Annotated in this window: 20 protein-coding genes and 2 pseudogenes; 9 read left to right on the top strand and 13 right to left on the bottom strand. The window is 65.7% G+C overall.

Annotation, left to right across the window (positions count from 1 at the left end; translation table 11 throughout):
- Positions 1-936 (bottom strand): annotated as a pseudogene (locus ACBY01_RS16045) (IS3 family transposase); the annotation flags it as partial.
- Between the two features lie 178 nt (positions 937-1,114).
- Here ACBY01_RS16045 and ACBY01_RS16040 point away from each other — a divergent pair.
- From ACBY01_RS16040 to ACBY01_RS16030, 3 genes are all read left to right on the top strand, one after another.
- Positions 1,115-1,345 (top strand): excalibur calcium-binding domain-containing protein, encoded by a 231-nt coding sequence (locus ACBY01_RS16040; RefSeq protein ID WP_416461978.1) that lies wholly within the window; start codon positions 1,115-1,117, stop codon positions 1,343-1,345.
- A 156-nt stretch (positions 1,346-1,501) separates the two neighbouring features.
- Positions 1,502-2,410 carry a tyrosine-type recombinase/integrase gene (locus tag ACBY01_RS16035; protein WP_416461977.1) on the top strand — a complete coding sequence of 303 codons (909 nt, stop codon included), beginning with the start codon at positions 1,502-1,504 and terminating at the stop codon, positions 2,408-2,410.
- A 6-nt stretch (positions 2,411-2,416) separates the two neighbouring features.
- Complete coding sequence (locus tag ACBY01_RS16030; RefSeq protein WP_416461976.1) at positions 2,417-3,610, top strand: IS91 family transposase; 1,194 nt, start codon at positions 2,417-2,419, stop codon at positions 3,608-3,610.
- Between the two features lie 422 nt (positions 3,611-4,032).
- On the opposite strand, the gene ACBY01_RS16025 is transcribed toward ACBY01_RS16030, so the two are convergent.
- Together ACBY01_RS16025 and ACBY01_RS16020 are read right to left on the bottom strand one after the other, a co-directional pair.
- Complete coding sequence (locus ACBY01_RS16025) at positions 4,033-4,641, bottom strand: hypothetical protein (RefSeq protein ID WP_416461975.1); 609 nt, start codon at positions 4,639-4,641, stop codon at positions 4,033-4,035.
- A 35-nt stretch (positions 4,642-4,676) separates the two neighbouring features.
- Positions 4,677-5,387, bottom strand: coding sequence for a hypothetical protein (locus tag ACBY01_RS16020; RefSeq protein WP_416461974.1), 711 nt, complete (start codon positions 5,385-5,387; stop codon positions 4,677-4,679).
- 116 nt (positions 5,388-5,503) lie between these two features.
- Here ACBY01_RS16020 and ACBY01_RS16015 point away from each other — a divergent pair, with 116 nt between their 5' ends.
- From ACBY01_RS16015 to ACBY01_RS15995, 5 genes are all read left to right on the top strand, one after another.
- On the top strand, positions 5,504-6,568 hold the full coding sequence (locus ACBY01_RS16015) for a PIN domain-containing protein (RefSeq protein ID WP_416461973.1): 1,065 nt from the start codon (positions 5,504-5,506) through the stop codon (positions 6,566-6,568).
- A gap of 221 nt (positions 6,569-6,789) precedes the next feature.
- Positions 6,790-7,653, top strand: a complete 864-nt coding sequence (locus ACBY01_RS16010; protein WP_416461972.1) for a hypothetical protein — start codon at positions 6,790-6,792, stop codon at positions 7,651-7,653.
- Between the two features lie 87 nt (positions 7,654-7,740).
- Positions 7,741-7,944 (top strand): helix-turn-helix transcriptional regulator, encoded by a 204-nt coding sequence (locus tag ACBY01_RS16005; RefSeq protein WP_416461971.1) that lies wholly within the window; start codon positions 7,741-7,743, stop codon positions 7,942-7,944.
- Positions 7,941-8,285: a hypothetical protein gene (locus ACBY01_RS16000; RefSeq protein WP_416461970.1), complete on the top strand. Its 345-nt coding sequence runs from the start codon at positions 7,941-7,943 to the stop codon at positions 8,283-8,285. The genes ACBY01_RS16005 and ACBY01_RS16000 overlap by 4 nt, the downstream gene beginning before the upstream one ends.
- Before the next feature lie 218 nt (positions 8,286-8,503).
- Positions 8,504-8,701: a hypothetical protein gene (locus tag ACBY01_RS15995; protein ID WP_416461969.1), complete on the top strand. Its 198-nt coding sequence runs from the start codon at positions 8,504-8,506 to the stop codon at positions 8,699-8,701.
- Positions 8,702-9,263: 562 nt separating this feature from the next.
- On the opposite strand, the gene ACBY01_RS15990 is transcribed toward ACBY01_RS15995, so the two are convergent.
- From ACBY01_RS15990 to ACBY01_RS15955, 8 genes are all read right to left on the bottom strand, one after another.
- A complete protein-coding gene (locus tag ACBY01_RS15990) occupies positions 9,264-9,788 on the bottom strand; it encodes a GNAT family N-acetyltransferase (RefSeq protein ID WP_416461968.1) in 525 nt (174 codons plus the stop codon).
- On the bottom strand, positions 9,748-10,017 hold the full coding sequence (locus ACBY01_RS15985; protein WP_416461967.1) for a MerR family DNA-binding transcriptional regulator: 270 nt from the start codon (positions 10,015-10,017) through the stop codon (positions 9,748-9,750). The genes ACBY01_RS15990 and ACBY01_RS15985 overlap by 41 nt, the downstream gene beginning before the upstream one ends.
- A gap of 38 nt (positions 10,018-10,055) precedes the next feature.
- Entirely contained in the window at positions 10,056-10,466 is a 411-nt protein-coding gene (locus ACBY01_RS15980; RefSeq protein WP_416461966.1) for a hypothetical protein, read from the bottom strand.
- Positions 10,463-11,083 carry an FMN-dependent NADH-azoreductase gene (locus ACBY01_RS15975; protein ID WP_416461965.1) on the bottom strand — a complete coding sequence of 207 codons (621 nt, stop codon included), beginning with the start codon at positions 11,081-11,083 and terminating at the stop codon, positions 10,463-10,465. Before ACBY01_RS15975 ends, ACBY01_RS15980 begins: the two co-directional genes overlap by 4 nt.
- A gap of 344 nt (positions 11,084-11,427) precedes the next feature.
- A complete protein-coding gene (locus ACBY01_RS15970) occupies positions 11,428-12,846 on the bottom strand; it encodes an efflux transporter outer membrane subunit (protein ID WP_416461964.1) in 1,419 nt (472 codons plus the stop codon).
- 3 nt (positions 12,847-12,849) lie between these two features.
- The gene (locus ACBY01_RS15965) at positions 12,850-15,927 is read right to left on the bottom strand and encodes an efflux RND transporter permease subunit (RefSeq protein ID WP_416461962.1); all 3,078 of its coding nucleotides are present in this window, start codon (positions 15,925-15,927) and stop codon (positions 12,850-12,852) included.
- Positions 15,928-15,937: 10 nt separating this feature from the next.
- The gene (locus tag ACBY01_RS15960; protein ID WP_416461961.1) at positions 15,938-17,056 is read right to left on the bottom strand and encodes an efflux RND transporter periplasmic adaptor subunit; all 1,119 of its coding nucleotides are present in this window, start codon (positions 17,054-17,056) and stop codon (positions 15,938-15,940) included.
- 86 nt (positions 17,057-17,142) lie between these two features.
- Positions 17,143-17,364: a hypothetical protein gene (locus ACBY01_RS15955; protein WP_416461960.1), complete on the bottom strand. Its 222-nt coding sequence runs from the start codon at positions 17,362-17,364 to the stop codon at positions 17,143-17,145.
- Positions 17,365-17,574: 210 nt separating this feature from the next.
- On the opposite strand from ACBY01_RS15955, the gene soxR reads away from it, so the two are divergent.
- Positions 17,575-18,042: a redox-sensitive transcriptional activator SoxR gene (gene soxR / locus ACBY01_RS15950; RefSeq protein WP_416461959.1), complete on the top strand. Its 468-nt coding sequence runs from the start codon at positions 17,575-17,577 to the stop codon at positions 18,040-18,042.
- A gap of 75 nt (positions 18,043-18,117) precedes the next feature.
- Here the strand turns inward: soxR and ACBY01_RS15945 are convergent, their stop codons facing one another.
- Positions 18,118-18,729, bottom strand: a complete 612-nt coding sequence (locus ACBY01_RS15945) for an SDR family NAD(P)-dependent oxidoreductase (RefSeq protein ID WP_416461958.1) — start codon at positions 18,727-18,729, stop codon at positions 18,118-18,120.
- A gap of 177 nt (positions 18,730-18,906) precedes the next feature.
- A pseudogene (locus ACBY01_RS15940) lies at positions 18,907-19,481 on the bottom strand (IS5 family transposase); the annotation flags it as partial.
- Between the last annotated feature and the right edge of the window lie 228 nt (positions 19,482-19,709).

The following is a 19,709-nucleotide window of genomic DNA, read 5'->3' as shown; positions in this document are numbered from 1 at the left end:
TGTCCATCCAGCGGCCGCGCCCGTCCATGCTGATCCGCACCTCGGCATCGCGTAGCACGCCGGTGAAGTCGGTGCTGGTGAACTGGCTGCCCTGATCCGTATTAAAGATCTCGGGCCTGCCGAAGCGCGCCAGCGCTTCCTTCAAGGCCTCGACGCAGAACGCCGCGTCCATCGTGTTCGACAGCCGCCAGGCGAGCACCTTCCGGCTCGCCCAGTCCATGATCGCGACCAGATAAAGGAAGCCGCGCCGCATCGGCAGGTAGGTGATGTCGGCGCACCAGACGTGACCCGGCCGCGTGATCTCCAGATCGCGCAGCAAGTACGGATAGATGCGATGCTCCGGGTGCGGGTCGCTCGTCCGCGGGCGCTGGTAGATGGGCGCAAGCCCCATCCTCGCCATCAGCCGCCGCACCCGCCGACGCCCGACCGCATGGCCGAGGCGGCACAGGTGCCGTGCCATCTGGCGGCTGCCGTACCAGGGATGATCCAGGAACGAGGCGTCGATCACCGTCATCAGCGCCAGCGTCTCCGCCGTCTCCGGCACCGGCGCATAGTAGAACGACGACCGGCTGATCGACACCAGCCGGCACTGCGCTGCGAGCGACAGGCTGGCGTGATCCCGCTCGATCATCTGCCGACGTCGCGCGACATTCATCGCGCAAACCCCTTCGACAAAAAATCCCGCTCCACCACCAGTTGACCGATCTTGGCGTGCAGCTTCTCGATCTCGGTGTCGCCCGCGGCCTTCGCCGCCTCGGTCGCGCCCGAGAAGGTCGCCGCCATGCCCTCAATCGCCTGCCGCTTCCATGTCGCGATCATCGTCGGGTGAATGCCGTGCTTGGCCGCCAGCTCCGCCAGCGTCAGGTCGCCCCGGATCGCCTCCAGCGCAACCTTGGCCTTGAACTCGCCCGTATACCGCTTCCGCGTCGTCTTCATTCCCGTCCATCCCTCACGTCCGGGATAGCTTAGCCTCCTGTCCAGAAAACCGGCACCACCTCAAACCGCCGCAAGGATCGGGAAGGCCGAACGGGCGAAAGGACGTTCTCTGTATGGTAGGCGTCGGCGCCCACGGCAGTCGGAGAGCTTCGCGGCTCAACTACTTGCAGGATGCCTGATGGTGGGCATCATAAGCTGGAACGTCGCACCTGAGCTAACCGGCCATTGGCGAACGGTCACAAAGGCGCCTGCCGAGGTCAGAGCCGTTGAGCAGTCCGTCTACTACCGCAACTGCGACGAGGCCCGCGCTGCTGGCGCCGCGCCAATTTATCGCGGCTCACCCGGCTACCGCGATGGCATGGACGGCGAAAGCGATGGGATCGCGTGCGAGCCTTACCGAGGCTCGTGATAGGGTCAATGTCCTATCGTGGGCGCAGCACGAACCCGCTGCGCGGGAGTGGCGCTGGCGGTGAGGTAAGGCCAGGATTGCAGGCGCGCCGCGTGGATTGAGCGGCGCCCGTGGCAGGCAGACCCTTTCGACTCCTTCAACCTGAGGAGTCGAACGATGAACGACCTTGTCCCGGTCGGCGCGATCAGCCCGCTACGTCAGCGGCTGATCGACGATATGACCATGCGCCACTTCAGCCACGAGACACAGCGCAACTATCTGCGCGATGTCGGGCGGTTCGCGACGTGGCTGGGGCGCTCGCCCCACACCGCGATCGCCGAGGATGTGCGCCGGTTCCAGATCGAGCAGCAGGAAGCCGGTGTCCCGGCGCCGACGATGAACAGCATCGTCGCAGCGCTACGGTTCTTCTTCACCCACACACTCGACCGCCCCGATCTCGCGCGCAAGCTGGTTCGCACTGCTCATGCCCGCAAGATCCCGGTGGTGCTGACCCTCGAGGAGGTGCGGCGGCTGCTCGACGCGACCGCTTGCCTCAAGCACCAGGCGGCGCTGTCGGTCGCCTATGGTGCGGGGCTGCGCGTTGCCGAGGTGTCGGCACTTAAGGTGCGCGACATCGACAGCAAGCGCATGCTGCTCAGGGTCGAGCGCGGCAAGGGCGGCCGCTATCGCAACGCCATGCTGCCCGAAGGCCTGCTCACGCTGCTGCGCGACTGGTGGCGGGCGGGACGGCAGCAGGGCATCATGCACGCCGATGGCTGGCTCTTCCCCGGCCGCAACGCGACCCTTCCGATCAGCACGCGGCAGCTCTATCGGGTCGTCGTCGAGGCCGCTGAGGCCGCCGACATCACCAAGCGCGTCAGTCCTCATACCCTGCGGCACAGCTTCGCCACGCACCTGCTCGAGGATGGTGTCGATATTCGCGTCATCCAGGCGCTGCTCGGTCATGCCAAGCTCAACACCACCGCTTTCTATACCCAGGTGGCAACGAAGACGATGCGCGCGGTGGTCAGTCCGCTCGACCGGCTGGCACTGGCGGCGCCGGACAAGGAAGCACCGAGCGGCTGAGGCCCGGTGCGTACCTCACTCGAGGTCGCCGACGTCTTTCGCGCTGCTGGGCCCGCCTATCGTGCCACGCATGCCGGGCATCTGAGCCTGCACCAGCTCAAGATCATGTCGGCGGTCGAACATTGTCGCACCGCGGCGCTGGGCGGCCACGTCGAGGCCTGCACCGACTGCGGCCACTGGCGGATCGCCTATAACAGTTGCCGCAACCGGCACTGCCCCAAGTGCCAGGGCGCCGCCGCCCGCACCTGGCTCGCGGCCCGCGAGGCCGACCTGCTGCCGGTCGGCTATTTCCACGTCGTGTTCACACTGCCCGCCGAGATCGGCGCCATCGCCTTCCACAACAAGGCGCTGCTCTACGACCTCCTGTTCAAGACTGCGTCGGAGACGATGCTGACGATCGCCGCCGATCCGAAGCATCTCGGCGCCCGCATCGGCATCACTGCCGTGCTCCATAGCTGGGGATCGGCGCTCACCCACCATCCGCACATCCACATGATCGTTCCGGGCGGCGGCCTCTCGCCCGACGGCGAACGCTGGGTCGCCGCGCGTCCTGCCTTCCTCCTGCCAGTGCGCGTGCTCGGCGCGCTGTTCCGCCGCCTGTTCCTCTTCCGGCTGATCGCGCTCCACGACGCCGGCAGGCTCGCCTTCTTCGGCGCCACGGCAGCCCTCGCCGAGCGGCGCGCGTTCCTGCGGCACCTGTCACCGGTCAGGAAGAAGCGCTGGGTGGTCTATGCCAAGCCGCCGTTCGCCGGGCCGGAAGCCGTGCTCGCCTATCTCGCGCGCTACACCCACCGCGTCGCCATCTCGAACCGCCGGCTCCTCCGGTTCGACGGAGCGGGCGTCACCTTCCGCTACAAGGACTATCGCCGCAGCGGCGCCGACCGCCAGCAGGTCATGACGCTCACCGCCGACGAGTTCATCCGCCGTTTTCTGATGCATGACCTGCCGCGCGGGTTCCATCGCATCCGCCATTACGGCCTTCTCGCCGGCGCCACCCGTAAGGCCCATCTCGCGCGCGCCCGCCAACTGCTCGGGGTGGCACTACCAGACGCCAACGAGGCGCCCGCCGAACCGCCAGATGCCCGCCCGCCGTGCCCATGCTGCGGCGGCCACATGATCATCATCGAGGTTTTCGAGCGCCGATATCAGCCTCGCGCTCCGCCAGCCGCCGTCAGCGCACCCGGAAGCCCTGCGTCGTGACCCGGCACGGCTCGCTTCACGTCACCCCCGCGACCACGCTCCGGGGACCGGACAACCTCGCGCCCGGCCTGCACAAAAGCAGACTCACAGCTGCCAAAATCGGACGGCCCGTATTTGGACAGGCATATTGCCGTCCCAGGAGCAGACGGTCCGCTCTCGGATCCGTCCGCTTATCGGCCACGCTCGCCGTCGCCCAGCACCGCCCGAAACCGAAATTCCCATAGACCACCGCCCGGGGCCCGCGGGTTCGGGCACCGCCGACTTTCCGACGCCTCGCGGCGTCCGAAACTCTAAACGTGAGCGGCTCGGCCGATCTTGGCCGCCCCGACTCAATCCCGGCCGCTCGGAGCCGTTTGCCGCCTGCCCACGTTCGGCCATCTGTTCATCTCACTTCTCTGCCGTCTGCAGTGTTGCAACACCGCCTAGTCGGGAGTGGACTGAACCTGACATACGAGCTTGGCATCACTGCCGCCCCTGTCGTCCAGGTAAACATCGATGGGGGGGCTATCACCGACGCGCCTGCTGTAATGGCGTATTCTATACCTCCGGTAAGAGGCATGATCCATCTCCAGCCTTGCCGCCCCGACAATCTGAGCGACGGTGATGCCCCTCGCAAACGTGGTCACGTACATCGCGTTTGCATCCCCAATCATCCCGTTCAGCTCCAGGGAGCGGACGGGCAGCCCGAAGATGGTGAGGCCGGATGGCGCGGCAATCTTACCTCCCAGACTGGGCAAGTCGCCATCGCTGCCTCGTTTGTCAAAGCCGAGTGATCGCAGCGTGGTCAGGTCACTCGCCCGCTCGGCGCGACCTGCGGGTGTCCTGTGATATTTCTCGAATGCAGCCATGGGATTTTGATCGAAAACACACGCGAAGGCTTTGACGTATTTGTCCGGCAGGCTGCCAACGGATCGCGAGGAGGCTTCTGGTCTGACCTTGTTCTGTTGTGATTCACTTTCGTCCGCGGTAGCGGCGGCACGGTTTTTCCCAGATCTATCGTCCGCGGAGCCGCACGCGGTGAGCGCGATCATGCACGGGATCATTATCTTCATGACCAGCGGCTCCACTATCTTGAGAAGACTACGTCTACGCCGAACCTAACGCCTTTCGCATGCATGTTGAGCAGCTTCCTGACCTCAATCGCTGTCGGCCATAGGTGACGGGGCAGCAGGTTGCTGTTGGGGTTGGTGCTCATCTCCGTCCTGAGGTCCGGATCGCGCCTGCCTGCGGTAACGTTGCCCTGCCGATTAGGAGGAATGAAGGGATCTGGCCTCTGCAGCAGCAGACCCTCCCGCCCCTCCGGCTTGAAATAACCGACGCCCGGGTGGTTGTATTCGTCCGGCAGGCCGATGCAGTGGCCGAACTCATGGCTGGAAGTCCAAGGCGGCGTGGTGGCGGCGATGTGCATCTCGATCCTGCCGGATCTCGCAAAGGCGGCAGACATGACAAACGGCGGTCGATCGGCGCGGCCCGGAACGTTGGGCAAGTCACTAGGCGTTGGATACACACACAACACGTAGCCAGCACCCGCCATTGATGCGGTCCACCGTATCCGAAATTCAACATCCAGCGTCCGTGAGGTGCCTGTGGGCCGACTCCGCTCGTCCAAGACAAGCAGTCTCATCCTCAACCGGCGCTGGTTCCACAACGACCGGACCTGATCGACCAGGGTGTCCTTCGCCGCCTGCAGCTCACCGGCGGTTGTGGTCGAGCCTGCAGCAGGCATGGCAAAGAAGTTCAGCGTGACCAGCACTTTACGGCTGGATGCCGCCAGCACGTCCAACCGCGCCTTGTACCCCGGAGAGCGCTGGGTAAGCCGGTTGGCGCCCGCCGTATCGGAATAGTAGTTGTAGTATACGCCTGAACTGTTGTTCGTGTTTATTCGACCAGCCGTTGGAAACGAGGCACGTCTTTCTCGACACCCAAGTCTATCGCCGGCTCCACCATAATGTCGCGAACCCAGCGCTCTCGACGCTGGCGCGTCATATCGCGGACCGCGCTGTCGTTCTCCACATCACCGACATCACCTTGCTCGAGATCCGGCGTCAGATCGCCGAGGATGTCGCGGCAAAGGCGCGCGATTTGGCGACCATAGAGAAGTCCTTCCGGCGGTGGCGCCACACAAGTAAGGGCCTGCCGGAGCCAGCCTCGCTCGACCCGGCGGCCATCGCCGCGGACCTGTTCCGGCTTTTCGCGAAGACCAGCGTCGAGGATTGGGCGGCAATCGTGCACCGGGCGCAGGATCTGCCGGCGTCCACGGTGTTCGCGGACTATTTCGCGCGCAATCCGCCCTTCGACCAGGACGGCAGCAAGGAGTTCCCCGATGCCTTCATGCTGAAGGCGCTGGAGCAATGGTGCGCCGACAACGGTGCCTTGCTCCACGTGGTGACGCAGGACGCTGCCATGTCGCGCGCCGCTAACCGCTCGGAACCGCTGCGACATATCGCGACGCTCGAGGAGCTGCTCAGCCGAGCGTCGGTCCAGCCCGATATCGATCTGGAAGCCGTGGCCGAGGCGGTCGTCGCCGCGCCCGGGTTCGATGGCGCGCTCGAGCTGCTTGTCGAAAGGATCGGCGACGAGCTGATCTTCGACTATCGCGGCGACCTGCCGGAGGCCGAAATCGTTGGGCAGTCCACCGGCGCGATCGAGGCGGTGACCGACTATTCCGTCGCCTGGGTCGGTACAAAGAGCGTTTGCATGATCCTGACTGTCGAGACCGAAATGGTGGTTGAGGTTCAGTATGAAGACCGGTCGCTCGCGATGTACGACCGCGAGGATGACAGCTGGTTCGGCGGCGAGACCGCGATCACCGAGCTGACCACGAAAGTCCCGCTAGAGCTGTTCGTAGAAGTGGAGCTGGCCAACTTCCGCGTGATCACGTCGGAGCTGCTGCGCACCGAATATCCCGTCTCGGAAGGCTATGGCTGGCCCGATGACGATCATGGCATGATGCGTTGATGGATCAATGCTTCCTCTGCCCGTCTGATGCCGTGACAATCGCGGTCGCAAGTGCGACCCTGCGGAACCTGATCTCAGACGCGTCTTCCAACAGGCGGGATTTCCGCCGCAATGGACCCAGTTCAGCGATCGGCGTGGCACGCGCGGGCATTAGCGCGTACCAGCAGAACATTGTGGCAACATCATCACATAGGATGATTCGGTAGGAAGACGTTCGGCACGTGGCGAAATGGGGGGAGGACAGATTCGGGAAGCTCCAGGAAGCGCGCGCCACTGTCGGCGCGAAGCGCCTGGGGCTCGCTGCCCAGCTCAAAGAAGCCGCGGCCCGCCAGGCCGAGCGGCTCGCGGCCGAACAGGCCAAGACAAAGCGTTTTGACGACATCGACATCGACGCCGCATTGGCCTTCGCGGCAGCCATTCCGCTTCGGCGCTTCGATCTCGCTTTCGAGGGCACCGGCACGCTCAACCGGCCGAGCTTGCAGCTGCTGCGCCAATTCCTCGCTGCGCTGGTCGACCAGAAATCAGCCGCCATCCTGCAATGGCCGGCAGCCCAGCGCGACGCCGCCATCCTTCATCCGCTCGCGATGCTGGCCATGCTCGGCAGCCGCGCCGCGATCGTCACCGGCCAGCACCGCTGGTGCCCCGCCGTCCATGACATGCGCACGCTCTATTTCCCGTGGCGCGGCGGCGGCACCGGATCCGATCAGCGCGGGTGGCTGGTCGATCGGGACAAGATCATCGCGCCCAATGCGCTGCACCGCACTCGGGGGCTCGCCGGCGAGCAGGAAGCAACCGTGCCGCTCGGGATGCTGCACGATACGCTTGGGCACCTCAAGCGACGCCCACCCCCGCCACCTTTCGATGCCGGAAGCACGACGCCGCCCGCACCTGCGGGCGTCCACTTGGCCGCGGTACCGCGGCCCCTCCGTCAGCGATGCACACCCGCATGGGCCGGGACGGCACCGCCGGCCCGGTGCGCAGCATGGCAGCGCGGCCCGGCGCACGCGGGGGACGGCGGCCCCCTGCCTCGTTCTCGAGAACAATCAATCAGACCTTTGTGGTGCCACCGGACACCTCGCTGGTGACCCCAAGAACCGTCCCCATTGCAGCCGCCGGATGCAGGATCCCACACCGATCGGCAGGCACTCACATCATCCAGCCGGAGACCTGCCATGGCCGAACCCGATCGTATTCTGCGCCTCAACGCCGTGCTCGACCTCACCGGGCTCAGCCGCTCGACGCTCTACCGCAAGGTGGCCGACGGCAGCTTCCCGCGCCAGGTGCAGCTCAGCACCAGATGCGTCGGCTGGCGCACCTACGCCATCGCCGAATGGCAGCGCAACCCCATCTTCTACAGGGTTGACGAGGCCGGATGATGATCGCGCCGCAGCTACCGAACAATGGGCTGCGGCGGGATGGCAGCCGACGCTGGGAGCGCGTAGAGCGGCGCATGGACTTCGATCAGCTGGTTACCCGCTTCTTCGGAACCGACGACATCGGCTCGCTCCCGCCGGATCAACTCATCGCGGGCGTCGAACGCCTGCGGCTGCAGTTCGGGCTGGAGAAAGATGGCGGGCGACGCTTCGCGCTCTGGTGCCTCCTCTACACGCTCGGGGTCGCGCCGGACCTTGATGACGCCTTCGACGACGAGGAAGATCGGAACGCCGCCCGCGATTTCATGGATGTCGCCGATCGCGAAATCGAAGACGACGGCTAAGCGCCCCTAAACTTGACCGTTCCATGGCCCGAGGTTCAATCCCGCAAGCTGCCATCCGTCCACCTCCATGTGCCGGCTCTCCCAAATGACTTACATTGGGACATTCCTGCCGTTCGCTCGCGGCGATTCGAACGTCCGTCATTGCCAGAACCCGACACTCGAGAATTGGGTGTTTTTACATCATCGAAGGCGGAAACCTGTCGGATGGAGCGTCGAATGTGGCGGCGATCGACTATGACGGTACATTGGCATGGCGGGCACCGGAGGCCAACGAGACATGGGAGACGGCAAAAGGCTACTCGCAGATCATGGCGATGGACCAAGCGGTTGTTGAAGTCACGACATGGTCAGGACGCTGCCATCTCGACATTGCTAGCGGCCACGTGATCGCCTGCTGGTTCACGAAAGGCATGTGATTTGAATTGCTCCAACGCAAGGTTTTCAGAGTCCGAGGAAGCCGCAGACTTCTGTTCACAAGCAGATCAACGCGCGACGTCAGTGGCGCTTTTGGATGCGATTACTTCCTACGCATCTGATCTGCCGACAGCCGAGCTGATCTGGCAAACAGGCTGCATACCGGGCCAGGACGCAAGAACCAGTGAGGAGTGGCTTTATCTAGCTGCCACTCGCAACTTTCCTGTTCGGCCACGCGACCTTGTCTGGCGCGGCACGGCAGAATGGGCCTTGCGCGTGCAGCGCCGGCTCGTTGGCGATGCGCCGCAAGCTAAATGGCCTGGCCGATAGCGTCGAACCAGACACCGCCACATGAAATGCGCGCTACTGTTGTTTGTGCCGTACACGAACGGTCAGCGAGGCAGCCGAGATGTTCCCAATGGGATGGTGAAATGAGAAAGCCGGCAGTACCCTCGCGCATGCCGTTCGGTCCGCCACTTCGCATCGCTCGGTCCTTTCACGGCAACCAGCATTCTGCAGACAAGAATTCCGAATCCGGCAAAGATCCGCGTGGCGGAAAGCGGCTCAGATCCTCCGATACATATAGGTCGTCGCGTGACGTGCCTGCCCATCGGGATCCCATGCGAAATCCGGAATGACGCCTGCGACCTGGAAGCCGGCAGAGGTGTAAAGCGGTTCTGCCGCGTCTCCGGTTCGCGTATCGAGCGTGATCAGCGTCTTGCCGAGTTCGCTCGCATGCTCGATGGCACGGGCCATAAGGCTCCGCCCAACGCCGAGACGTCTGGCGCTCGGATGGACGATCATCTTGGCGACCTCGCAGCGATGCTGCTGGTTCGGCGGCATGGCTATCAGGAGCTGAACCGTGCCGACCATCGTGTCTCCGCGCTCCGCGCCAAACATGACCCGTCGCCCTGCTGCAACCTCCGGTAGGACGTCGTTCAGCCAAAAGCTCGCGGCATCCTTATCGGACATGGGCGCCATGAAACTGATGGACGCCCCCTTATCTACGCTGTCTACGAGAATTCTCGACAGGGTGTCGACATGTGCCTCAATGGCCGCGGCGCCGAGTTCGATCACTTGCGTTTCCATGCGGGGGCTCCTCAAGCCATAGCGATGATGTAGCGAGCCGGCTGGTCGCTGGTTTCGAAGATGGACGCGCCTTGGAGGCGATAGCGCAGGCAGTCGCCCGAACGCAGTTCGTACCCGACGTCCGCCAGCCCTGAATGAGGCCCTTGTCCTCGTAGAAGCGAATAGCGGACACGGTGACCCCGCTGCGCCGGGCGAGTTCCCCAACGGAGAGATGCGAGGCGACTTGCACGAGGAAATCTCAAACTTCTTGTTCGACAGGCCGATGGATCACGGCCGTTGAGCCAGACGGATCGCTTCCGCGACGGCTGAAGGGTGCATGCCGAGAGGGGCCAAGCGGTCAGACAACTCCTTGACCTCCCTCGGCCGCTGCCGGACGACCGTGCATACCAGCAGTCGCAGCGTCTCGAGCCGCTCGCCGGCCAAGCTCTGGACGCCCCGCTGCCCTGTCATTACGTGGAGGAACGAAAGCAGGCGGATGCGCCATCCGCGCCCGTCGCGTGCGCCCCGCCACCAGAAGCTCGAGGCATCCTTCCTTCCGATGGCGATCACCACCAGCTCCTCACGGGTCAACGGTTCACCGCTCCACGCGACACCTAGCTCCGGCGAGGCCGCGAGCGGCGCCGGTGCGAGCTCCTCGTGATCGCTCATCAGCAGTTTCACGGAAGACATCGCGTTCACGCCGGAACGAGCTCGCTGATGCGCCTGCTCGCAACGTCGTAGCCGTCGCGTCGCGCTTCCGGGTGGAGGGCCTGCCAGTCGGCGGCGACCACGTGCAGGTCCACGATCCCGAGAAGGGCCAACGCCACGCGGGCATGGGAGTCCGCGAAGTTGCCCGCCTCCGCGCCGGTTGTACCGTAGTCGCCGCCACGGCTCGTCACGACATACGCCCGCTTGCCGGTGACTAGCCCGTGAGCGTTGCCGTCACGATCATACCGGAAGGTACGACCGGGGACCGAGACGTTGTCGATCCACGTCTTGAGGACGGAGGGGAAGCCGAAGTTGTACATGGGGGCGCCGATCACCAGCACGTCAGCCCAGACGAGTTGCTCGATCATTTCGGCGGAGATCGCGACCGCCGCGGCCTCCTCCGCCGAGCGGTCCAATTCTGGCTTGCGGACACCGGCGAGCAGGGCGGCGCCGACGTGAGGCGGCGCTTCCGCGGCGAGATCGCGTTGGATCACCGCCGCTCCGGGGTGGGCGCGTGCGATCTGCACGATCAGCTCCGTGCTGAGGCGTCGCGAGATGGACACCTCAGGGGGCCGCGGGCTGGAACTAAGTGCGAGTATGCGCAGCATGGACTATCTCCGAACAGGCTAGTGGAGGCGCGGCCGGTGACCGGATCGCTCCCGATCTATCCGGCGTCCGAGCAGGAGCAGGGCTCCAAGAAGAAGGGTTGGTGCGAGCGACGCCTCGACCTCGGCCGTGAGGAGCGCGACGCAGGCGGAGACTGCCGCCGCCGCCCCGCCGGCCATGACCCCAACCGCCCTGGTGCGGCTCCGCACCAGGAGCATGGCGCCCACCGTCTCCAGCGTGATCGTGGCCTCGCCGAGCCAGGCGTGTGCGGCAGCACGGACGACGGCGTGCGCGACCAGGCCGATCGCCAATGCCAGCGCCCAGAGCCTTGTCCACGCCACCCGCCTCACCGCCCGCGGCCCTTGGCGATCATCGTTGAATCCTCGGGCGACCACCCTCCGCCGAGAGCCCGAAAGAGGAGGACGAGGGAGGATGCGACCTGCCGGTTCTGCTCGGCCAGTGCCAGCCGCGCACGCACCAGCTCGGACTGGGCGACGATCACGTCGACATATGCGATGGAGCCCGCCCTGTACCTCAGGTCCGCCAGGCGGAACGCCTGCTCGGACCGCTCCACGGCGATCCGCAGCTCGCCCTGCCGGCGCAGACCCGCGCCGTAGCTGCTCAGAGCCTGCTCAGTCTCCTTCATCGCGGTCAGGACAGTGCCGTCGAAGGTCGCGAGCGCCGCCTCGGTCCTGGCCTCCGACTGACGAATGCGCGCCCGTGCCGCACCGTTGTTGGGGAACGCGAAGGATAGCAGCGGGCCCAGCCCGAAGATGAAGCCTTGGCTCTGACTGATCCCCTCGCCACCGGCCTGCGCGACCGACGCTCCGAGGCTGATCCGCGGGTAGAGGTCGGCGGTCGCGACCCCGATCCGCGCGGTGGCGGCGGCCAAGCGACGCTCTGCCTCTGCGACGTCGGGACGCCGCTTCAGCAGGCCGGCGACATCGCCGATGGGTATGGGTCGGTGCGGGCCGGGGGGAGACCCGCACCGGGCGGCCGCTTCCGGTACCTGGGCTGGGGGGAGCCCGAGAAGCGCCGCCAACTCGTAGAGCGCCGACTGGCGCGCATCTTCGAAAGGAGCCAGCGCCGCACGCGCCTCGGCCAATTGGCCTTCGGCACGTGCGACGTCTAGCCTGGCGGCGGAACCAGCGCGCTCCTGCTGTCCGATGATCCGCGCGCTGTCCGCCGTCAGTTCGATCGAGGACCTCACCACCGCTATCGCGTCGGACGCGGTGCAGGCGGAGAGGTAGGCATCCGTGACGGCCGCGACGATCCGCACGCGCACGGCCGCGCGTGCGAACGCCGCGGCCTCCGCATCCGCCCGGACCGCTTCGACGGTCCTGGACACGCGGCCGAATAGATCCACCTCGTAGGCAAGCTGGAACGACCCAAGCCCGCTGAACCGGTTGCCGGGCAGGTAGAGGGGCGGCTGCGTGCGACCGTAGGTCCCCTGGCCGTTGACGGTCGTCTGCGGCAGGCGCGCGTTGCGGGCCTCTCCCACGATCGCCTCGGCGGCCCTGAGGTTCGCCAGGGCAACGCGAAGGTCGGTGTTGGCGAGCAATGCCCGCTCGACCAGCGCGTCGAGGGCAGGATCCTCGTAGGTGCGCCACCAATCGGGACCGGGACCCTCGTCCGCCGTCGAGCCCGGAAGAGGCGTCACAAGCGCCGTCTGCGACGCGGTGGGCGCAGCGGGGCGAAGGTAGTTCGGGCCGGTCGCGCACGCCGACGTCGCGAGCAGCAGGAAGGAGAGCATCGTCTTGCGCATGGGTCAGGCCTCCACGGCCGCAGGCGTCATTTCGCCCTGTATGATGTCCTCCTCGGCGTGCACGCGGTGATCGCGGGCCAGGAGCGTGTAGAAGGTGGGCAAGACGAAGAGCGTGAAGAGCGTCCCGATGAGCATCCCCATCACCACCACGATCCCGATGGCGAAGCGGCTGGCCGCACCCGCACCGCCTGCGAACAGCAGCGGAACCAGGCCGGCGACCATCGCCGCGGTCGTCATCAGCACCGGGCGCATGCGCACCCGCGCGGCCTCGACAATGGCGTGTGCCCGATCCTTGCCATCGAGCCGCTGCACGTCGTTGGCGAAGGCGACCATCAGGATGCCGTGCTTCGAGATTAGCCCGATGAGGGTCACGAGCCCGATCTGCGTGTATATGTTGAGCGTTGTGAACCCGAGGTAGAGCGGCAGCAGCGCCCCGCAGACCGCCAGTGGCACGGTGACGAGGATCACAAGCGGATCGCGGAAACTCTCATACTGCGCAGCGAGGACCAGGAAGATCACGATCAGCGCGAACGCGAAGGATACGGTGAGGCGGTTGCCCTCCTGCACATACTGACGGCTGTCCGCGAGCCAGTCGACGGTGACACCGGGGCTGAGCGGCTGCGCCTGCATGAACTCCACCGCCTGACCCATGGTCACGTCCGGAGCGAGCACACCCGACAAGGTAGCCGCGTTCATTTGGTTGAACTGGGGCAGCCGGTTCGCGCTCGGCTTCACGTCGACGCTGATGACGGTCGACAGCGGGATCATCTGTCCCGAGCGCGACCGCACATAGTAGCGGCCCAGGTTCTCCGGCGTCAGCCGGTCCTGCTGGCGGACCTGCGGCACGACGTCGTAGGAACGATCGTGGTAGTTGAAGCGGTTTACGTAGTTCTCGCCGACCAGGGTCGCGAGGGTGTCCGCCACTGACTGCATGGTGACGCCGACCTCACCCGCCTTCGCGGCGTCGATCCGGATCCGCGCCGAGCGGCTGTCGAACGCGAGATCGCTGTCGATGAAGACGAACAGCCCGCTCTTCCACGCCGCACCCTTCAGCGCCTCCATGTCCTGAAAGATTGCGCTGAAGTCGTTCGGCGAGCGGAGCACCATCTGGAAGGGCAGACCCGCACTCGCCGCCGGCAGAGCCGCGGGCTGGAACGGGGTCACGCTGGCGTCGTGGACGCTGTTCGCCTCGGCGTACAACTGACCCTGCACCTCGGTCGCCGAGCGACCGCGCTCCTCCCACTCCTTGAGGATAACCCCGCCGAACCCCTGGTTCTGCCCGTCGATACCGTTGTTGAAAAAGCTTCCGGCATACTCCGGCAGCGCCTTGAACAGGCCTTGCACGGTGTCGGAGACCCGATCGGTGTAATTGATGCTGGCGTATTGGGGAGCGCGGGTGGCCGTGAAGACGTAACCCTGGTCCTCCTGCGGTGCGAGCTCGCGCTGCGCGCCGAGGAAGAGCACCACGGTACCGCCGAGCATTGCGGCCGAGACGAGGAGGACGATCGGCCGCATCGCCAACGTGCGGGTCAGCATACCGGCGTATCCGCCGGATACCCGGTCGAAGAAGTGCTCCACCTTCTTGGCGAACCGACCCTCCGCGACCTTCCGGTTCAGGAGCTTGGCGCTCATCATCGGCGACAGCGTCAATGCGATGATGCCCGACACGAACACCGATCCCGCGAGGGTGAAGGCGAACTCGCGGAATAAGCTGCCGGTCAGCCCTCCCATCAGGCCAATCGGCGCGTAGACCGCCGCGAGGGTGATCGTCATCGCCACCACCGGCCCCACGATCTCGCGCGCACCCTGGATGGCGGCGTCGAAGGGCGTCGCGCCCTCCTCGATGTGCCGATGGATGTTCTCCACCACCACGATCGCATCATCGACGACCAGTCCGATCGCCAGCACCATCGCGAGCAGCGTCAGAAGGTTAAGCGAGAAGCCGAAGGCTAGCATCAGCGCAGCCGTTCCCACGAGCGACAGCGGAATCGTCACCACCGGGATGATGACCGCGCGAGCCGACCCCAGGAACAGGAAGATCACGACGATCACGATCACGATCGCCTCGACCAGCGTGTGCTCGACCTCCTCGATCGAGGCGTTGACGAAGTGGGCGACATCGAACGTGCTCTTCACCACGACACCGGGAGGCGTAGCCTTCTGAATTTGCGGCAGTAGAGTGTTGGCGGCCTTGACGATGTCGAGCGGGTTGCCCTCGGGGGTGGGGGTCAAGGCAATTATCACGGCGCGATCGCCGTCAGACCATCCAGAGCTGTTATAGTCCTGGCCGCCAATTTCGACGGTCGCGACGTCGCGCAGCCGCACCAGACCATCGGCGCCGGTCTTCACCACCATGCCGCGGAAGTCGTCGAGACTGCGAAGATCGGTCGACGCGGTGATGTTCGTGACCGTGAGGCCGCCCTTGAGCTGCCCGGGCGCTGCCTGGACGTTGTTCGAGCGAAGAGCCGTTGCGATGTCCGATGCGGTCAGGTTGCGCGCCGCGAGCTTAACCGGATCGATCCAGACGCGCATGGCCAGCGGGCTCCCGCCCGAGATGTCCGCCGAGGCCACGCCCGGGATCGAGGTGAACAGCGGCTGCGCGACGCGGGTCACGAAGTCGCGGAGTTGCGACGGCGTGTAGCGGTCGCCCCGGAAGGCGATGTACTGGACCGCAGAGGCGCCGTCCGTGATCTTCGATATCACCGGATCGAAGGCGCCCTGCGGCAGGCGGTACTTGACCTGCTGCACCTTCGCGAGAACCTCGGTGAGCGCGCGGTCGGCGTCCGCGTTCAGTACCAGCTTGGCCTTGACCTGGCTTCGACCCATCGTGGATGTTGACGTCAGGTATTCGATGCCGCTCGCGGTCGCGATCGACTGCGCGATCGGCTGGGTGACGAATCCCTGCATGACCTCCTGGGTCGCGCCGGGAAAGGCCGTGTCGACGGTGATCGTCGCGCTCTGGAGGTTGGGATACTGGCGCACCGGTAGGCCGAAGAGCGCGGTCAGACCAATGAGGAGGATGAGGAGGCTGACCACAATCGCGAGAATAGGCCGGCGGATGAAGAGGTCGGTGAATGCCATCGTCCGTTCCTCAGCGAGCCGCTGTGTTCTTAGGGGCGGCGGGCCTCTCGTTGACGACCTTCACGGCGCCTCCAGGCTGCAGGCGAAGCTGGCCGGTGGTCACGACCACGTCGCCGGACTTCAGCCCCGTCTCGACGATGGTGCGATCGCCGACCTCGCTTCCGACGGTGACGGGCAGCAGCGCGGCCTTCCCGCCGCGCACGACGTAGACGCTGTCACCGGAAGCCGAGGTCTGGATCGCGGTGGAGGGGACCAGAATCGCGTCGGCGCGCGCGGCCTGCGCCACGCCCACCGTTACGTAGAGGCCGGGCCGAAGCATCGCGCCTGAGTTCGGCATGGTGGCCTGAACCGAGATGTTGCGCGTGTCGCCGCCCACCAGCGGCTCCACCGCGTTGATCGTCGCGGTGAAGTCGCGTCCCGGCGCGGCGTCGCTGCGGACCGTCACGGTGCCACCCACCCTAAGCCTCGATAGCTCCTGCTGCGGCACGCTGAAATTTACGTAGAGGCGGTCTAGCGCGGTCAGCGTCGCCAGTGGGTCACCGGCGTTCACGTACTGCCCCGGGTTCACGCGACGGATGCCGATCCGCCCTCCGAACGGTGCCCGTACGGTCTTCTGGGCGATGCGGGCATCCAGCTGCTGGATTGCCGCCCGCGCCTGCGCGAGTTCCGCCTCCCGCTGCTGGAGCAGTTCGCGCGGCTCGGCGCCGGTGGGCGCCAGCTCGCGCGAGCGCTGGTACTGGATCTGCGCGAACCGCGCCCTAGCCTGCGCGGCGGCCCGGTCTGCGCGCTCCGGAGCATCGAAGAGCTGCAGGAGCACCGCTCCCTGGCCGACCTGCTGACCCGCCTCGAACCGGATGGCGATCACCCGGCCCGGCACCTCGGGTGCCAGGGTGACCTCACGCACGGCCTGCAGCGTGCCCGTCGCCTCGATCGCCTGTGGAAGCGTTTCGGCCCGAACCGTGGCCGTGCTCACCTCGACGGGCGGCGGCGCATAGGCGACCGCAGACGCCGAACTGCGGATGCTGCGCCAGAGGAAAACGCCACCGAACACCAACACGAGGGCGATGACCGCGATGACGAGCGGCCCCCGCGCTCGAACGTTCTCGATTGTATTGCTCGTGGTGTTCATGTCGGCTCCGCTCGCGGTGCTTCGCGACCCCTTTCGCGAAGGGCTCGCTGAGGAGCCGACGCTGTTAATAGAACCTCAGGTATAGATTAGGTCAAGAGTTTTTTCGGGGTCATACGGCCGAGCAGGACCACCGCCGGAGCGACGGCGTGGGCGTGCTCGGAATGCAGCAGCAGCGTCGAGGTGGCCGCCCCCATCACCGTCGCACCGACGAGGCAGCCGACGCGCCGCGTGCGCAGCCGCGCCAACAACACGACCGTGACGAGCTCCAAGGCGCCGGTGACGTAGTTGAAGCCGGAAGGGTATCCCACCTGGCGTCGTCCTCGATCATCATCGGCGCCCCTGCCAGGTTGCCGATCGCGCCGGCCAGGAACACGGCCCCGAGCGCCAGCGCGAGCAGGTTCCCGCGCCTCCCCTTCGTCAATCTCACGTCTTCTCCAAGGAAGGCCGGTGTTCCGCCATCGTCGTTGACCCTGTGCGGGACGGACGCTAGACCTTCACTAATATTGAGGAATCATATCATGGGTGCAGTGACTGCGACCGGACAGCTGACCGTGGGCGAACTCGCCCGCCGAAGCGGCGTGGCGGTCTCGACCATCCACTTCTACGAGACAAAGGGTCTGATCGAGGGTTGGCGCACTTCTGGGAACCAGCGGCGCTACGCACGCTCCGTGCTGCGTCGGGTGGCCGTCATCCGGATTGCCCAAAGGGCGGGCATCCCCCTCACGACGATCAAGGAATACCTCGACCGGATCCCGACCGACCGACCTCTAAACGCGGGCGACTGGCGGCGGCTGACCAAATCCTGGCAGGCTCTGCTCGACGAGCGGATCGAAAGCCTCATGCAGCTCCGCAACCAGTTCGATCGGTGCATCGGCTGCGGGTGCTTGTCCCTGGCGGACTGCCCATTGCGGAACCCTGAGGACAGATTGGCAGCCGAGGGGGCGGGCCCTCGGCTGCTGGTCCGCTCCGAGGAGCAGACCGCCTGAGCGAGGCTGTCGATGGTCGGCGGTTCAGCCCGCGTCGTAGTGGCGAGCCGCCTCGTCCCACTTCACCACGTCCCATCAAGCCTTCAGATACCTAAGTCGGTCGTTCGCTGGCAAGCAGCAGGTGCAACGGCGGTTCGGCCGCATCGTCGACCTCCAGCAGGGCGATGGCGGCACGCGCCGGGTCGCCGATCTGGCGACGGCGATGTCGTCAAGATAGGCAAGGGACTTGCCCACGCTGTCCGCATAGGCATCGGCCGCCTGGCTGCGGCGCACCGAATGGTCGGTCAGGAAGTCGGTGCGGAAGCCGCCGAGCGCGACGGCGGTAACCTTCAGCCCGAACGGTGCGACCTCCTGCGCGAGGCTTTGCGAAAGGCCCTCCATCGCGGACTTGGCGGCAGCATACATGCCCGACGATGCCATCCGCGCACGACCGGCGATCGAGGCGATGTTGATGATGTGCCCGCTGCCCTGTTGCCGCAGGCGCGGCAGGGCAGCGCGGATCAGGCGAAAGGGCCCGAACAGGTTGACGTCGAACAAGCGTTCGAGCTCTGCGTCCGTGGCTTCCTCGATCGCGCCGAGCAGGCCATAGCCGGCATTGTTGACCAGCACGTCGAGCCGCCCCGTATGTGCGAAGGCCGCGGCAATGGCAGCCTCGATCGCCGTTGGATCGCTGACGTCCAGCGTCATGACATGGAGGGTGCCGGCCGCCTGAGCGATATCCGGCGTGCCCTAGCGTACGGTTCCGATCACGGTGCCGTCGCGCGCCAGTGCCGCCCCCGCAAGTGTCTTTCCCAGCCCTCGCGAGATGCCGTTGATGAACCAGGTCTTCATGTCGTTCTCCTTCGGCAGCAAAGGTAACAACGCGTCGGCGAAGAGGTGCTTGACCCCCGGGGCCAGCGCCTGCGGATGCCATCAAGGATGGTCTGTGCGCCTGCGCTGTCGGAAATGTCTGCCGTGGTCGGGTTGACCATCAGCAACCGGCCGTCGGTATCGACGGCAATGTGCCGTTTGCGTCCGACAACCTTCTTGCCTGCGTCGAACCCGCGCTTTTCTGCCGATGGCGCCTTGACCGACTGACTATCGATCACCGCTGCGCTCGGACTGGACTGCCGCCCCTGGCGCTCGCGATCGAGCATCAGTTCGATGTCGTGGATTGTCTGGAACAGGAACCTGCGGGCCAGTTCCCGGAACCAGCCATAAACTGTCTGCCACGCCCCGAAATGGACCGGCAGCATACGCCAGCCACAGCCCGAACGAACAAGGTAGCGCACGGCGTTCATCACCTCGCGAAAATCCACCTCGCGCGGACGGCCCCGGCGCCCCGGCCTGGGCATCAAGGGCGCCAGGCGATCCCATTCCTCATCGGTCAGATCGCTGGGGTAGCGCTTCGTCTTTCTGGCAATACGGGCCATTCGCCCTCGGCTCTGCTGCGTCCACATGCAGAGCCTGAATCAAACAGAGCGTCCCTCCACAACCCCCGCACCGATTTTCCAAACAGCCTCTGAGGTTGAGGAACCATTGATGTGAGAGCCGCGATCTGATGGGGTGGACGCCCCCCGACGGAATCGATGTGCCAGAGTGGCGGTGTTGAAGCACCACTGAGGGAGGCGTCCGTGTCAGAGGCTACCACGATCGGGTTGGATATCGCCAAGCATGTTTTCCACGCG

This window comes from Sphingomonas mangrovi (genome assembly GCF_047975845.1).
Lineage (GTDB): Bacteria > Pseudomonadota > Alphaproteobacteria > Sphingomonadales > Sphingomonadaceae > Sphingomonas.
This window is presented reverse-complemented; position numbering and strand designations above follow the sequence as displayed.